11 protein-coding genes are annotated in these 13,977 nt (G+C 51.0%); all 11 read left to right on the top strand.

Annotated elements, in window-relative coordinates; genetic code table 11:
• The first annotated feature begins 63 nt into the window (after positions 1 to 63).
• A complete protein-coding gene (locus HZA73_03895; protein MBI5805167.1) occupies positions 64 to 1,338 on the top strand; it encodes a TolC family protein in 1,275 nt (424 codons plus the stop codon).
• 94 nt (positions 1,339 to 1,432) lie between these two features.
• Entirely contained in the window at positions 1,433 to 2,704 is a 1,272-nt protein-coding gene (locus tag HZA73_03890) for an efflux RND transporter periplasmic adaptor subunit (GenBank protein ID MBI5805166.1), read from the top strand.
• A 6-nt stretch (positions 2,705 to 2,710) separates the two neighbouring features.
• A complete protein-coding gene (locus HZA73_03885; GenBank protein ID MBI5805165.1) occupies positions 2,711 to 3,391 on the top strand; it encodes an ABC transporter ATP-binding protein in 681 nt (226 codons plus the stop codon).
• A 62-nt stretch (positions 3,392 to 3,453) separates the two neighbouring features.
• Positions 3,454 to 4,692, top strand: coding sequence for an ABC transporter permease (locus tag HZA73_03880; GenBank protein MBI5805164.1), 1,239 nt, complete (start codon positions 3,454 to 3,456; stop codon positions 4,690 to 4,692).
• Between the two features lie 178 nt (positions 4,693 to 4,870).
• Entirely contained in the window at positions 4,871 to 9,610 is a 4,740-nt protein-coding gene (locus HZA73_03875) for a sigma 54-interacting transcriptional regulator (protein MBI5805163.1), read from the top strand.
• Between the two features lie 268 nt (positions 9,611 to 9,878).
• A complete protein-coding gene (locus HZA73_03870; GenBank protein ID MBI5805162.1) occupies positions 9,879 to 10,019 on the top strand; it encodes a hypothetical protein in 141 nt (46 codons plus the stop codon).
• Positions 10,020 to 10,053: 34 nt separating this feature from the next.
• Positions 10,054 to 10,251, top strand: a complete 198-nt coding sequence (locus HZA73_03865) for a hypothetical protein (GenBank protein ID MBI5805161.1) — start codon at positions 10,054 to 10,056, stop codon at positions 10,249 to 10,251.
• Between the two features lie 224 nt (positions 10,252 to 10,475).
• Positions 10,476 to 10,730 carry a hypothetical protein gene (locus tag HZA73_03860; protein MBI5805160.1) on the top strand — a complete coding sequence of 85 codons (255 nt, stop codon included), beginning with the start codon at positions 10,476 to 10,478 and terminating at the stop codon, positions 10,728 to 10,730.
• Positions 10,731 to 10,847: 117 nt separating this feature from the next.
• Positions 10,848 to 11,105 carry a hypothetical protein gene (locus HZA73_03855; protein MBI5805159.1) on the top strand — a complete coding sequence of 86 codons (258 nt, stop codon included), beginning with the start codon at positions 10,848 to 10,850 and terminating at the stop codon, positions 11,103 to 11,105.
• 274 nt (positions 11,106 to 11,379) lie between these two features.
• Positions 11,380 to 12,906: a response regulator gene (locus tag HZA73_03850; GenBank protein MBI5805158.1), complete on the top strand. Its 1,527-nt coding sequence runs from the start codon at positions 11,380 to 11,382 to the stop codon at positions 12,904 to 12,906.
• Positions 12,907 to 13,568: 662 nt separating this feature from the next.
• Complete coding sequence (locus HZA73_03845; protein MBI5805157.1) at positions 13,569 to 13,955, top strand: hypothetical protein; 387 nt, start codon at positions 13,569 to 13,571, stop codon at positions 13,953 to 13,955.
• Positions 13,956 to 13,977: the final 22 nt, after the last annotated feature.

Genomic DNA, 13,977 nt, shown 5'->3' with positions numbered 1-13,977 from the left:
TAATAGTATTTCCAGTTTAAAGATAATACCCAATAATCACTAAAATGGATAAAAATGAACAAAATGAGGAAATTATACCTGTTTTCTATGGCGTTTTACTTGGCCTGGGCGGGTTTGGCACATGCTGCTGATTCTCTGACTGTGGAACAATGCGTTTCCCTGGCCTTAAAACAAAGCCCGGAGATCAAAAAAGCCCAGGCCAACCTGAGCCTGGCCGGTGCCTCGCTGCAGGGTTCGGTGGGAACCATTCTTCCCCATCTATCGGGCAGCTCAAGCTATACCCAAAGAGGCCCGGCCACCATCGACCAAAACGGGCATTCCGATACCTACAGCACAGGGCTAAATGTGGGCATGAGCCTGGTGAATCTGTCCGGCTGGGCAGGCATCACCGGCACGGCGCTGGCCCGGCAGTCGGCCGGGGCGGCTTATCAACTATCGGTGGCTTCGCTGGCCTACCGGGTCAAGGAGGCGTTCTACGGCCTGGCCAAGCTGGAAAAGGCGGTGGAAGTGGCCCGGTCTTCCGTCAAACAAAGCCAGGAACAGGCCAAGAGAGCCGAAGCCATGTTTCAACTGGGTTCCTTAAGCCGGGCCGACATGCTAAAGATCCAGGTCCGGCTGACCCAGAACCGGGTGGACCTGCTTTCTGCCGAGAGCAATCTGTTGACCGCCAAGCAGTCATTGGCCGGTCTGCTGGGGCTTTCAGGTGAAGCGGTCATCAACCCCAACCTGGTCTTTCCCGACACCGGTCTTATGAAAGCGGTCAGCGACAGCGTAACTGCCTCCGAACTGGAACAGAACCCGGCCTATCGTTTGGCCAGCAAGAACCAAAAAAGCAAAAAAGCCGGGCTTTGGTCTGCCTGGCTGGATAAACTCCCTTATCTTTCCGGTTCTTATAATTACGGCTATTCAGATTCCCGCCAGTTCAAAGGCAACTCTGATTGGATGGAACACGATTCTTGGAGCGCGTCACTATCATTGAATTGGAATGTTTTTGACGGAGGCATTTCCGCTTCCCGCATCCGCCAAGCCGCCGCCCAGTTGAAAATTGCCGATGCCGATCTCTTTTCTTCCCGGCAGGCGGTCTATTCCGAGTTGAAGCTGGCCAAACTGAGCCTGGCGATGTCCCGGGAAGCCATCGGCCTGGTGACGGATCTGCTGCAGCAAGCTTCCGAAGATTACAAGCTGACCACTGAAAAATACCGGTTAGGATCTGCCTCGGTGCTGGACCTTTTGTCCAGCCAGCTGACCTATAACCAGGCCCAGCAGCAGGCCACCAATACTTTGTGCGATTATTACCTTTCCCTGGCCAGGCTGGACAAGGCTTTGGGCAAATGGTAACGACAGACCTTTCCGGGAATAGACAGGATTTACAGGATTTCACGATTGTCTGAATAAATACAACGTTTCAAATCTAAATTTCAGGAGTGACCAAGTGAAAAAGATCAATCTCAAAAGCAAAAAATTATGGATCATATCCGGTGCGGTGCTGCTGGTGCTGATCTTGGTCGTTTCCAACATCGCCCGGGGCAGCAAGAAACTGACCATCCAGTCGGCCAAGGTCAAAACGGGTGAGATCATCTCCACCGTCTCGGCCCCAGGCAACGTCAAGGCCGAGACCGAGGTTCAGATCTCGGCTTATGTGATGGGCAAGATCACCAGGCTGCCGGTCAAGGAGGGAGACAAGGTCCGCCAGGGACAGGTGCTGGTGCAGATCGACCCCGCCAGCTATGCCGCCCAGGTCAAGCAGAACAAAGCCAGCCTGGAGCTGGCCCAGGCCAACCTGGCCCAGACCGAGCTGATCTACAAGCGCAAGCAGGAACTTTTTGCCGCCGGGCTGATATCCCAAGAGGAGAACGAGGCCACCACCACCCAGTACAACCTGGACCGGGCCCGGCTGACCCAGGCCGAGGCTTCGCTGGAGCAGGCCCAGGACACCTACGCCAAGACCACCATCACCTCGCCCATCAACGGCACGGTAGTGCAGCTCAACGTGGAGGTGGGGGAAGTGGTGGTCACCGGGACCATGAACAATGCCGGGTCGGTGATCATGACCGTGGCCGACCTGTCGCAGATGGAGGTGGAGGCCCAGGTGGACGAGAGCGATGTCAAGGATATCAAGCTGGGGCAGGAGGCCCAGGTGGAAGTGGACGCCATCATCGGCAGAACATTCAAGGGAGTGGTCTCCGAGGTGGGCAACGCCGCCATCTCTTCCAGTTCTTCCTCCACCAGCAACGCCTCGGTGAACTATACCGTCAAGACCAGGATCATAGACAAATCAACAGACCTCAAGTCCGGGATGTCGGCCAACGTGGAGATCACCACCGCCCATAAGACAGGCATCATGCTGATACCAATCCAATCGGTGGTGATGCGCAAGGCGGAGGCGGAGCGCAAACAGGCGGACCCCAAAAAGGACAAGGGCGGAAAAGGGACCGCCCTGGCGGACGACAGCTCCAATGACGGCAAGAGGGTCAAGGAGAAGGAGCAGGAAGTGGTCTATGTGATGGAAAAGGGCCGGGCGGTAATTACGCCAGTGCAGACAGGAACATCGGATCAGGAAAACATCGAGGTGGTCAGCGGTCTGACCGAAGGCCAGGAAGTGATCAAAGGGCCTTTCAGCGTGCTGCGGAACCTGAAACACAATGACAAGATCAAGACCGGTACAGCCAAGGCGGCCGGAAAACAAGATAATGCCGGAAAGTAGGCCCTTATGATAAAAATGGAGAACCTGTCAAAAACCTATAAGATGGACGGGGTAGCGGTGGACGCCCTGAAAAGGGTGTCGCTGGACATCACGGCCGGGGAGTACGTGTCCATCATGGGCCCTTCAGGCTCCGGCAAATCCACCCTGATGAACCTGATCGGCTGTCTGGACACCCCCACCACCGGCAGTTATCACCTGGACGGACTGATGGTCTCTGAAATGGACGACGACCAGCTGGCGGTGGTGCGCAACAAGAAGATCGGATTCGTATTCCAGACCTTCAACCTGTTGCCCCGCTCCTCGGCCCTGCACAACGTGGAACTGCCCATGCAGTACGCCGGGGTTGACGCCCAGACCAGAAAGGCCAAGGCCGTGTCTTCGCTGGAGTCGGTGGGGCTGGCCCACCGGATCCACCACAAGCCCACCGAGATGTCCGGGGGCGAACGGCAGCGGGTTTCAATCGCCAGGGCCCTGGTTAACAATCCGGCCATCCTGCTGGCCGACGAGCCCACCGGCAATCTGGACAGCAAGACCGGGGTGGAGATCATGGCCTTGTTCGACCGGCTGCACCAGGAAGGAAAGACAGTGATCCTGGTGACCCACGACCAAAAGGTGGGCGAGCATGCCCGGCGAATGGTGCGGATACTGGACGGAGAGATCGTGGCCGACCAAATAGTAAGGAAATAAAACTCTTAGCTTTATGCTATCAGCCCTAAGCTTATAGCCTACAGCTTCAAAGGAATATCATTATGAATATCTGGGAATCGGTCCGGCTGGCCTTTGACGCCATCTGGGCTCACAAGCTCCGCTCGGGGCTGACCACCTTGGGCATCATGATCGGGGTACTGACGGTGATCGGCATGCTGGCTTTGATAGACGGCTTCAACAAGATGATAGCCAAACAGCTGTCGTCGCTGGGTACCACCACCCTCTATGTTCAGAAACAGGGATTGGTGATGAGCCACGAAGACTGGCTTAATACCAGGGGCCGCAAGAACCTGACCATCGAGGACGCGTATGCCGTCAGGGACAACTGCCCCTCGGTGCTGCGGGTGGCCCCCATCCTGGACAATATGGCCAATGTCAAGTACCAGAAGCAGGAGGTGCTGGGCACCGAGGTCAACGGCACCACCACCGACTACCAGTTCATTGCCGAATACGAGATCATCGACGGACGGCCCCTGTCCAACGTAGATATGGTGCACAGCCGCCAGGTGGCCATGCTAGGCTCGACCGTGGTGGAAAAACTGTTCGGCCATCAGGATCCCCTGGGCAAGGAAGTGATCATCGGCGGCAACCGCTTTGAGGTGATAGGCCTGCTGGGTAAAAAGGGATCATTCCTGGGCAATGACCAGGACAACATGATCATCATCCCCATTTCCACCTTTGAGAAGATTTTCACCGGGCAGATCCGCAACCGGGGCCGGGGCGGTTCGGTGACCATCGCGGTCCAGCCGCTGGACTTGGCCCACATCGAGACCGCCAAGGATGAGGTCACTGAGCTTCTGCGCCGGAGGCGCAAAGTTCCGCCATCCAAACCGGATGATTTTGGCATCGTCACCGCCGACCAGCTGATGGGGATCTTCAAGAAGATCACCGCCGGTGTCTTTGGGCTGATGATCGGCGTGACCCTGTTGTCGCTGCTGGTGGGCGGCATCGGCATCATGAACATCATGCTGGTGTCGGTCAGCGAGCGGATCAAAGAGATCGGCATCCGCAAGGCCATCGGAGCCCGCAAGAAGGACATCATGCGCCAGTTCATCATCGAGGCGGTTTCGCTTTCCCTGGTGGGCGGCGTTACCGGGATGATCCTGGGCTTCATCCTGGCCGGGCTGGTCTCTCTGGTCATAAAACTGCCGGCTTCGGTCAGCTGGTGGTCGGTGCTGCTGGGCTTCGGCTTTTCGGCCGCGGTGGGGATATTCTTTGGCTGGTATCCGGCCCAAAGGGCGGCCGATCTGGATCCTATAGAGGCTTTGAGATACGAGTAAAAATATTTAGCCCAGCCATCTGCCTGCGTAAAACTTAGGCTGACCAGTAAGGACTGGGCTAATAATATAATAACATAAAAAGCCTCCGGAGCGATCCGGGGGCTTTTCATGTGTCACAGGTAAAATCAAATATTATTTAGACTTGAAATATATATGCTAAGAGGGTATACTTCAGTCTATGAGCCAAACCGTAAAACATAAAACAGAACTGCACTGGCGTTACCGAGCCCTGGAAAAATTGGGGCAGGGAGGGGAAGGCGAAGTATACCTGGCCGAAGACAGGCTGACCGGCCGGTCTGTAGTGGTCAAGATATCTGTTAAGGGCTCGGGCCATGACTTGAAACTGGAGTTCATCCGGCTTTACCGGATGGACCATTCCGGCCTGCTGAAGGCTTTTGACTATTATTGCCAGGATGAAAAGTCCCTGGCCGCCTTTGAACATTTTTCCGGAGCCACTTTGGACACCTATATTCAGCAGAACCAGCCGGACAAAAAAGAGCTGTGGGATATCTGGGTCAGGATGGCCGGCATTGTGGCATATCTCCATGGGCGGGAATACATCCACGGAGACATCAAGCCGGGAAATATCCTGATAGGTCCGGAGGGAAGGGTAAAGCTGATAGACCTGGGGCTGGCCCGGAAAACAAGCGCTGAACTAAGTTCCGGCTTTACCGGTACCGCCGAATACTCGGCTCCTGAGGTTCTAAGCGGCAGCGCCGGGCCCACCCAAAGTTCCGATGTCTACAGTCTGGGCTTGCTGCTATTTCAGATGATGACCGGGCAACTTCCGTCGGCCAAGGACCGGCTGGAGGAAAATCAGTCATGGAGCCTGCGGCTCAGGGAAACATTGGATGACAAGCAATCCGAGATCGGGATAAAAGCTTTGAGCTTTTGGCCCCAGGAAAGATATCATTCAGCATCTCAGCTGATTCAGGCCTTGAGTCATTCCGGCAGTGGATGTTGTCTGGAACCCCCGGGGTCCTTTCGCTATTCCGGCCAAAACGCGGCTCTGGCAAAAGCCGTGGAACATTTGCGTCCGGGGAGATCCGGCCTGTTTATTGTTTCAGCCGGACCAGGCAGGGGAAAGACATCTTTTTTAAGAGAATTGAACTTTATCAGCCAGATGGCCGGACTTTCATCAGCCTGTTTGAATGCCGGACGGATAGAAGAGGATAAATTGTATCAGGTTATTCCGCCAGATACAGTTTTGCTGATAGATGGTATAACGGACGGAGATACCCTGGACTGGTTAAAAGAAAGGCCCGGCCAAACAGTAGTTGCCATTAACCCGTCAAATCACCGGTTTCCTAAAATCGGCAATGCGGCTTTGCTAAAATTCCAAAAGCATGAATACTGCAATGTTCTTTCTAACTATTTAACCGGGATCAGCGCCTGGGAACTGTACAACCTGTCCGATTGGATCTGGCGTAAAGCCGGAAGTAATATTACATTTGCCAGGTTGTATCTGAAATATTGCCAAGCCAGCGCTGTCATTGGACAAAAACAGAACCATTGGCAGATAGACTGGCAAAAAATGTTTTTCGACCGGACCATTCCGGAGGATATAGCCGCCGACATTGGCCGGCGCTGGAAAAGCCTTGACAATGAAGGCCGGGAGACTTTGAAGAAGATATGCCTGGAAGGCGATGCGGTATCACAGAAGACAGCGGCGGTCTCCGATCCGGACTATTGGCTGGATGACAGCGGCCGGGTGGATGGGGACATTCTGCGGTCTTTCATCCTGGAACAAACTGATCGTAGTTTAAAAACGGTGATGACAGCCCCGGCAGCGTCCGGCCTGAAAAATGAAGCACCTTCTTTGGCCCGCTGGATATTCTGGGATGAAATAAATATGCAGCAGCAATGGTTATCCGAAGGCAAAAGATTATTTGAACAGGCCAAGAGCGTCAATGATCTGGAGAAGATGCTGTATATTGGACGGCTGTTGATTGATTCCGGCCGGCTGGTGATCAAGGAACAGGTTCAAATGGCCAGGAAACTGGTAGACCTTTACCAACGGACAAGCCGGTGGGCTCCGGCCATAGAATTATGGGAAGCAATGGCGGGAAAGCTTTCCGGAGAGTGGGATTATTACCAGATATTGTCCAAACTATATGCCAACAAGGGCGAATATATACCGGCATTGGATGCACTGGAATCCGGGGTCCAATCAATCAGGACTGCCGATCAGCATTGCCTGTATCTGGCCTATAAGGGCTGGGTGCTTGGACTGCAGGGAAAAATGGATGAGGGCGGGGCTGCCTTGGACGAAGCTTTGAAAAGCGCAGACTCAAGCCAATGTTCCGACAGCACATGCTTTGAGATATATAATTCTTTGGCCCGGCATCATCATTTATTAAATGATTTTGAACAGGTTGTTTGTTGGGCCGAAAAGGCCGCCTTGATTGAAACCCCCGACGTAACGGGGAAAGCGAAATTATTGAATATTTTAGGGTACAGTTTATTGCAGGCTGGTAATTTAACTAAAGCCAAATCATATATTGAAACGTGCATCAACCTGATAGAACAAGAAGGGCAATATGGTATTTTATGCTATGCCTGGTGCAACTTGGGTTTAATAAACATTAGATTAAAAGATTGGGGCAATGCTCTTTTATGTTTGCAAAAGGCGGAAAACAATTTTAATGTGGGTGATGGTTTTGCTCTGCAAGCCAATATAATTGTTAATTTAGCGTTAGTATATGGAAAGTTAGATCAAACAAACCTTTCAAAAGAAAAATATTTGGCAGCATATAATGTTTACAATGAAATTGCCGATGTGCAGGGCATGTTAATAAGTCTTGCTAACGCTGCATTAAAAGATCACCTTTTGGGTAAAATTGAATACGCAATAAAAACACTTACACGTTGCCTGGATTTAGCATTAAAAAATGAGTTAGATCATGTGGCAAGTATTATTAGAAAAGACATTGGAATTGTTTATACAGAAGACGACCGATATGGCGAAGGCTTGGATTTCATCCAAAAAGCTATGGTGGTTTCATCGCAAAAAATTCACTGGGATTGTCTTTATTACGGGGCTTTGGCTGCCGGTGGTCTCAACGACCTTATAAAGATGAACGATCTTTTAGTAATGGCAAGAAACAAGACTGAAGACGAAACTGAAAAGGCGCAGCTTAAAATGCTGGAAGGAATATATATGGCTAAAAACGGTGATCTGAAAAAAGGCCTGGACCTAGCCATGGAGGCCGCAGGCGAGCTTAAGGACAACGGCGATCCGGCAGAATCCGCCAAAACCTGGCTGAAGACGGGAGAATTAGCCATATCATCGGATGGCTTTACCGATGCGGAAAAAATGATGCCCGGTCTGCTATTTGCCGAGGCCGAGTTCCAAAAAATGGGAGCGCCGGTTTACCTGGAGCGGACAAGAAACACCATCCTGGCAGCAGTCCATCAGTTGTTTGCCCCGGGCAATATCATGCCCGGAACTCAAATGCTGGAAGGGCTGTATCAGATCGCTGCCTTGCTGGATCCCGGCAGGAACCAGGCCGAGCTGGCCCAAAGCTGCCTGGATGTAACGGTCAAGCTTCTTAACGCCGAAAGGGGCGGCCTGTTCTTAATGGATGAGAATTCAAAACTGTTTCTGGCAGCCAAGACTGATCTGGATCCCGATACCCAGCACGACGCGCTGGAGTTTTCCTCCAATGCCGTGATGGCGGCAGCCGCCGGGGAGACCATGGTGGTCTCCAACGATGCTCAATTGGATGAAACCCTCAGCTCCCGCTTGAGCGTCAAGCGAAATGCCATCCGTTCATTGTTATGCCTGCCCTTAAGATCGCGGGAAGGAACGCTGGGAGCCATATATCTTGATTCCCGTCTTAAAAGCGGAATTTTCAACCAGGCCCAAAGGGATTTCACCAAAGCTTTGGCCCAGATCCTGGGAGCGGTCATTGAAAGCCACCGGTTGCTGGAAGAATTACGATCAAAAAGCCGGGAGCATCATGGCTCTGGGTCCAAGGCTTTGTTGGGAATGATCGGTAATTCGGCAGCGGTCAAAAGCATGATCAAGCGGATCAAAGCCGCTGCTCCCACCGATGTAACAGTGCTGCTGGACGGGGAATCGGGCACCGGCAAGGAAATGGCGGCCCAGATAGTGCATCAGCTTTCGTCCCGTAAGGACAAGAAGTTTTTGGCTTTGGACTGCGGCTCCCTGCCGGAGACTTTGCTGGAATCCGAGTTGTTCGGCTATATCAAAGGGGCGTTCACCGGGGCCAACAGGGACAAGACCGGGCTGTTTGAGGCGGCCGACGGAGGTACGGTATTTTTGGACGAGATCGCCAGCGCCAGCCCCGGAGTGCAAGCCAGGCTTTTAAGGGTGATAGAGGCAGGGGAGATCAGGCGGGTCGGCAGCGATGCGGTCAGCCATGTGGATGTCCGGATGATCTGCGCCACCAACAAGGACCTGGAGATCGAGATCAACGAGGGGAGGTTCCGGGAGGACCTTTACTACCGGCTTAAGGGGATAAAGATAGACATTCCGCCTTTAAGGGAAAGGGGGGACGATGTGCTGATCCTGGCCGAATATTTCAAAAACAAGTTCCAGAAAAAGCATAATAAAGGCCGGCTGACCTTTACTGAAGAAGCCCGGAGATCCATCATCATTAATTCCTGGCCCGGCAATATCAGGGAACTGGAAAATACAATTCAAAAAGCGGTGCTTTTGGCACAGGAAAAGGTTATAACCGGCAAAGATCTGGAGATCGACGGTTACTTCCTGGAATCAGGTCAAACTTTGAAACAAGAGATAAATAGCACCCAAAAAGAGAAAATATTGAGGATTTTAGAGGCAACGGAAGGCAATTATACCAAAGCCGCAAAAATTTATGGTGTCTCTGTAAGGCATTTTTACCGAATATTGGAGAAATTTGGGATCAACCGTGACATAAATGTCAATTAGCCTGACATTTATGTCATAGTGGGTTAATAGATTGTTATGCAATAACTTATATAATTAGTTATTTGTAATATTTAAAAAAGCAGGACATTTATGTCCTGCTTTTTTGTTTTCCACCAACAACATCAGTAAAAGCATAAGATCAATGATGTAATGTAAAATATTGCAAAACAATATAATAGATGAGTTGCGTGTTGTATGATTTTTATCTGGCATGGAACTTGGATATATATTATGTTGTAAACAAAAACTAAAATCCAAGGAGATAAAAATGAAAAAGGCGTCATTGTTCTTGCTGGCAGCTTTTCTCTTGATCAGCTCCATTGCGATTCCGGCCTATTCGGCCGTTATCAATAAACCAATAATTGTACTTGGCGATGACCCGGTGCCGCTTCCCCCGCCCCCACGTTAAACAGTATTAACCAGCTAAAGTAAAGAATATTTTCATGTACAATAAAATAGACACATACCATTTCATTCTCAGCACGGGCCAGGACTTTTACGGAAAAGTCCTGGCCCAGGACGACCTTAAAATGGTCGTTTCTACGGTCAAGGACAGCAAACCGGGCCGGAGGGTGATCATTTACCATCAAGCCATGCTGATGGCCGAGCCGGTGAAACTGCCAGTTGCCAAATCATGTTGATTGATGGAGTATGTTATTAAACAACCAGGTTGATCCGGAAAATGATTCACCGGTCTGCGAATTGAAGCACAGGGTCAAGATCCCAGTAGCAGCTTTAAAAGGGTGTTACAAATACAAGTGTTGTGACGCCCGTGACTGTCATTGGAAGAAACACCTTGACAATGAAAATTTCTGCCTGTTTGACCGGGATCGTCGGCCAGACTAACATTACAAGAGGTTATAAAATGCATTTCTCTGAAGAGACCCTTAAAAAGGCCTGGGAACGGGCCGGCGGCAAATGCGAGGGGATGGTAGTTTCCGGAGGCCGGAAAGAAGTCTGCGGCAAGTCGCTTTTTTGGGAAAAGAAAAACTCAGTGGTTGAGCTAAAGCATCCGGACGGTTGGATAGCCCTGCCCCGGCTGGTGATAAGCGGCAAAGCGCCTGATCTGGCTGCCAACTGCGAAATACTGTGCCAGGACTGTCACCGGCAGTATCAGTGAACAATAGCCATAGGAAAACCGGAATTCAATAATGAATCCAGGAAAACAGGAAAGATTCTTGGATTTGTCAGATAGAATCAACCCGGTCGGCAATTAAATCCAAGTGAGTCGTTACCCATGAACGGACAGACCAAGATATATCTCTGCATCCGGGAGGTGGGGACCGAATACTTGCTGCAGCCTACCAATAAGGATCAGAATACTTCCTTTGCTGGAACAGAGGATAATATTTGGTATTTCATCACCACCAGGCCGCTGGCTTCATTTAAGTATTTAGGAAGTTTTGGGTCTTACCGGGATCTGCAGGCCGCCTTCAGCGCCATGGTGCTGTTATATCCTTTGTTACAAAAGACTGACGCAAATAACCTGCTGTGATTGGGCATAATATATGGCCTGTCCTGATGGAAACCTGGCAAGAAGCACCCCTGGCTTTCGGATGCGGCAAGCTTTCCGGAAGTGCAGGTTTTTTTTTGTACTATTTAGACATGATTAACATGATTTATTGGATTGTATTTATCATGGCGCGGTTTAGACAAGGATCACAGTAACTCCGTGATAGTAAAAAAATCATGTAAATTCTGTTAAGGGATTTATCGTGAATATGATCAGGTTACCACACCGCCAAACGCAACCGAAAAGGACATGAACCGTGTCTGCCGAACACCACTTGGACATGACAATGCTGGGACAGAGTTTCCTGGACCACATGCCCCAGGGTCTGATGGTCTGCCATCCGGATGATTCCAGGGTGATCTATGTCAACCCGGCATGGGAAGCGGTCACTGGTTACCATCTGGCCGACATGCAGGATTCCAGGCCGCCCTATCCCCACTGGATCCCGGCGGAAAAAGAGCGGATGGTCCAGCAGATGCTGCTGGCCCGGCAGAACGGCTTTTTGGACTGCGAATGCAGGCTCCAGCGCAAGGACGGCAAAGTAATCTCAGTTCAGGCCTATCACGGCCAGGTGCGGGACGGCGAGGGAAAGCTGCTGGCGTGCTATCAGTCTGTGATAGACAATACGGACAATAAGATACTGGAAGCAAAACTGCTTCAGGCCCAGAAGATGGAAGCGGTGGGGCATCTGGCCGGGGGGCTGGCCCACGACATGAATAACATCCTCCAGGTGATCCTGACCTCGGGCGACATGATGCTGACCGAGGCCGGGGCCGGACATCCCTGGCATCAGCGGATCATGGATATCATTCTGGCCGGGGAAAAGGCCGCTGTGCTGACCCGGCAACTGCTGACCTTTGCCAGGAAGAACAAGGCGGAGTTCAAAGTGCTGGACCTGAATCCCCTGGTTACGGAATTCCAGAGGATGATCTCCCGCCTGCTGGGAGAAAGGATCAAGGTGGAGATCACCCTGGGACGCAACCTGCCGTTGGTGATGGCCGATCAGTCCCAGATGGAGCAGGTGCTGATGAACCTGGCTGTGAACGCCCGGGATGCCATGGAGCAGGGAGGCCTGTTCTCCATCGCCACCAGAGAGGAATTCCTTGACGATAACTATGCCAAAACCCATCCCGAGGTGGAGCCGGGGCGCTATGCCCTGATCACAGTCACCGACACCGGGGCCGGGATGGAGGCCGAGACCCAAAAACATTTATTCGAGCCATTCTTCACCACCAAAACCAAGGACCAAGGCACCGGCCTTGGTCTTTCGGTGGTCTACGGCATCGTCAAACAGCACCAGGGACACATCTACGTCTACAGCGAAAAGGGCCGGGGCACCACCTTCAAGATATTCCTGCCGGCGGCGGCCGATCAGGGCAAGGGCCGGCACGCCCAACAGCAGACCGACATCCGGTTCGGCCACGGGGTGGTGCTGCTGGTGGAGGACGAGGATGTAGTTCGGGAGATGGAGATCCAGCTTTTGACCAGTCTGGGATACCAGGTGCTTCCCGCCCGCAACGGCGAACAAGCTTTGGAGATGTTTGCCCAGCGTCAGGGGAAGATAGATCTTTTAATGAGCGATATGATCATGCCGGGTCTTTCGGGTTGGGAGCTTTACATGATCCTTAAAAAACAAAAGCCGGAACTAAAGGCCCTGTTCGCCTCGGGCTACAGCGACGAGAGCATCCGGCCGCTGATCAAGAGCCATGGGGTGGAGTTTTTGCAGAAGCCGTTCAGTCTTCACAAATTGAGTTTGAAACTGCACGAAGTGCTGAAACGATGAACAATTAAAAATAAACACTAAACACTAAACACTAAACACTAAACACTAAACACTAAAAGGTTTCGAGCCATATTAAATGACCAACAACAACCCTACAGTACTATAAATTACACACAAAAGGGAAAAAGACAATGAACAAACATATTTTTACCATCATGGCAGCAATAATTACTGTTGGCGTCACTGCAACAATCTCGGCAAGCAGCGAGATATGCTATGGAACTGTATATGACAACGGTATGGTTGTGTCAGGTGCATCCGTGCATTGCGAACATTCGGCTGGGGGTTGGTGTGGTGATACTTATTGGCCCAATACCACTACAACTTTGGACGGATGTTTTGATATATCTGCCCACTATCCGGAGGATCAGGCCGGTTATTATAATTTGTGTATAATATATGGCAGCAAGCGGGCCCATGTGCTTAACTTTTATTCCAATATGATAACCAGTGGAAATCTTGGGAATGTTTCCCTCCAAGGCGGGGCACACCCATCTCATAATACGTGTCAATGATTAATCCAACAATCAGATAGTGACTAATTGGATATAGGCAGGTTATGAAGCAGAGTAAAACGAAAAGAGCGTTAGTCTTATATTAAACTGTAATTTCAACAACCCAACAGTTCTATCAACAAACAATCAAAGACAAAAAGGACAAAAATGAAAAGACTTATTTTAATTATCATGGCGATTGCAATAGTTGCCTGCCCAGTGACGTCAGCTTTTGCAGGGAATTGGATTGTCGCCGGAATTGTATGGGACAATGGAGTTGTTGTCTCTGGTGCCTCCGTGCATTGCGAACATTCGGATGGGGGTTGGTGCGGTGATACTTATTGGCCCAATACCACTACAACTTCGGATGGGCGTTTTGATATAGATGCCCATTATCCCGAGGATCAGGCAGGTTATTATTCACTGTGCGTAACATATGGTAATAAGTGGGCTCATGTGCTTAATTTCTATTCCACTTGTGTATATACCGGAGCGGTATTCGACAATATTGTTCTCCAGAGCGGCGCACATCCCTCACACAACATGTGCCAATAGTTAATTAAATAATCTGTTGGGT

This window comes from candidate division TA06 bacterium (genome assembly GCA_016235665.1).
In the GTDB taxonomy this organism is placed as follows: domain Bacteria; phylum Edwardsbacteria; class AC1; order AC1; family EtOH8; genus UBA5202.
This window is presented reverse-complemented; position numbering and strand designations above follow the sequence as displayed.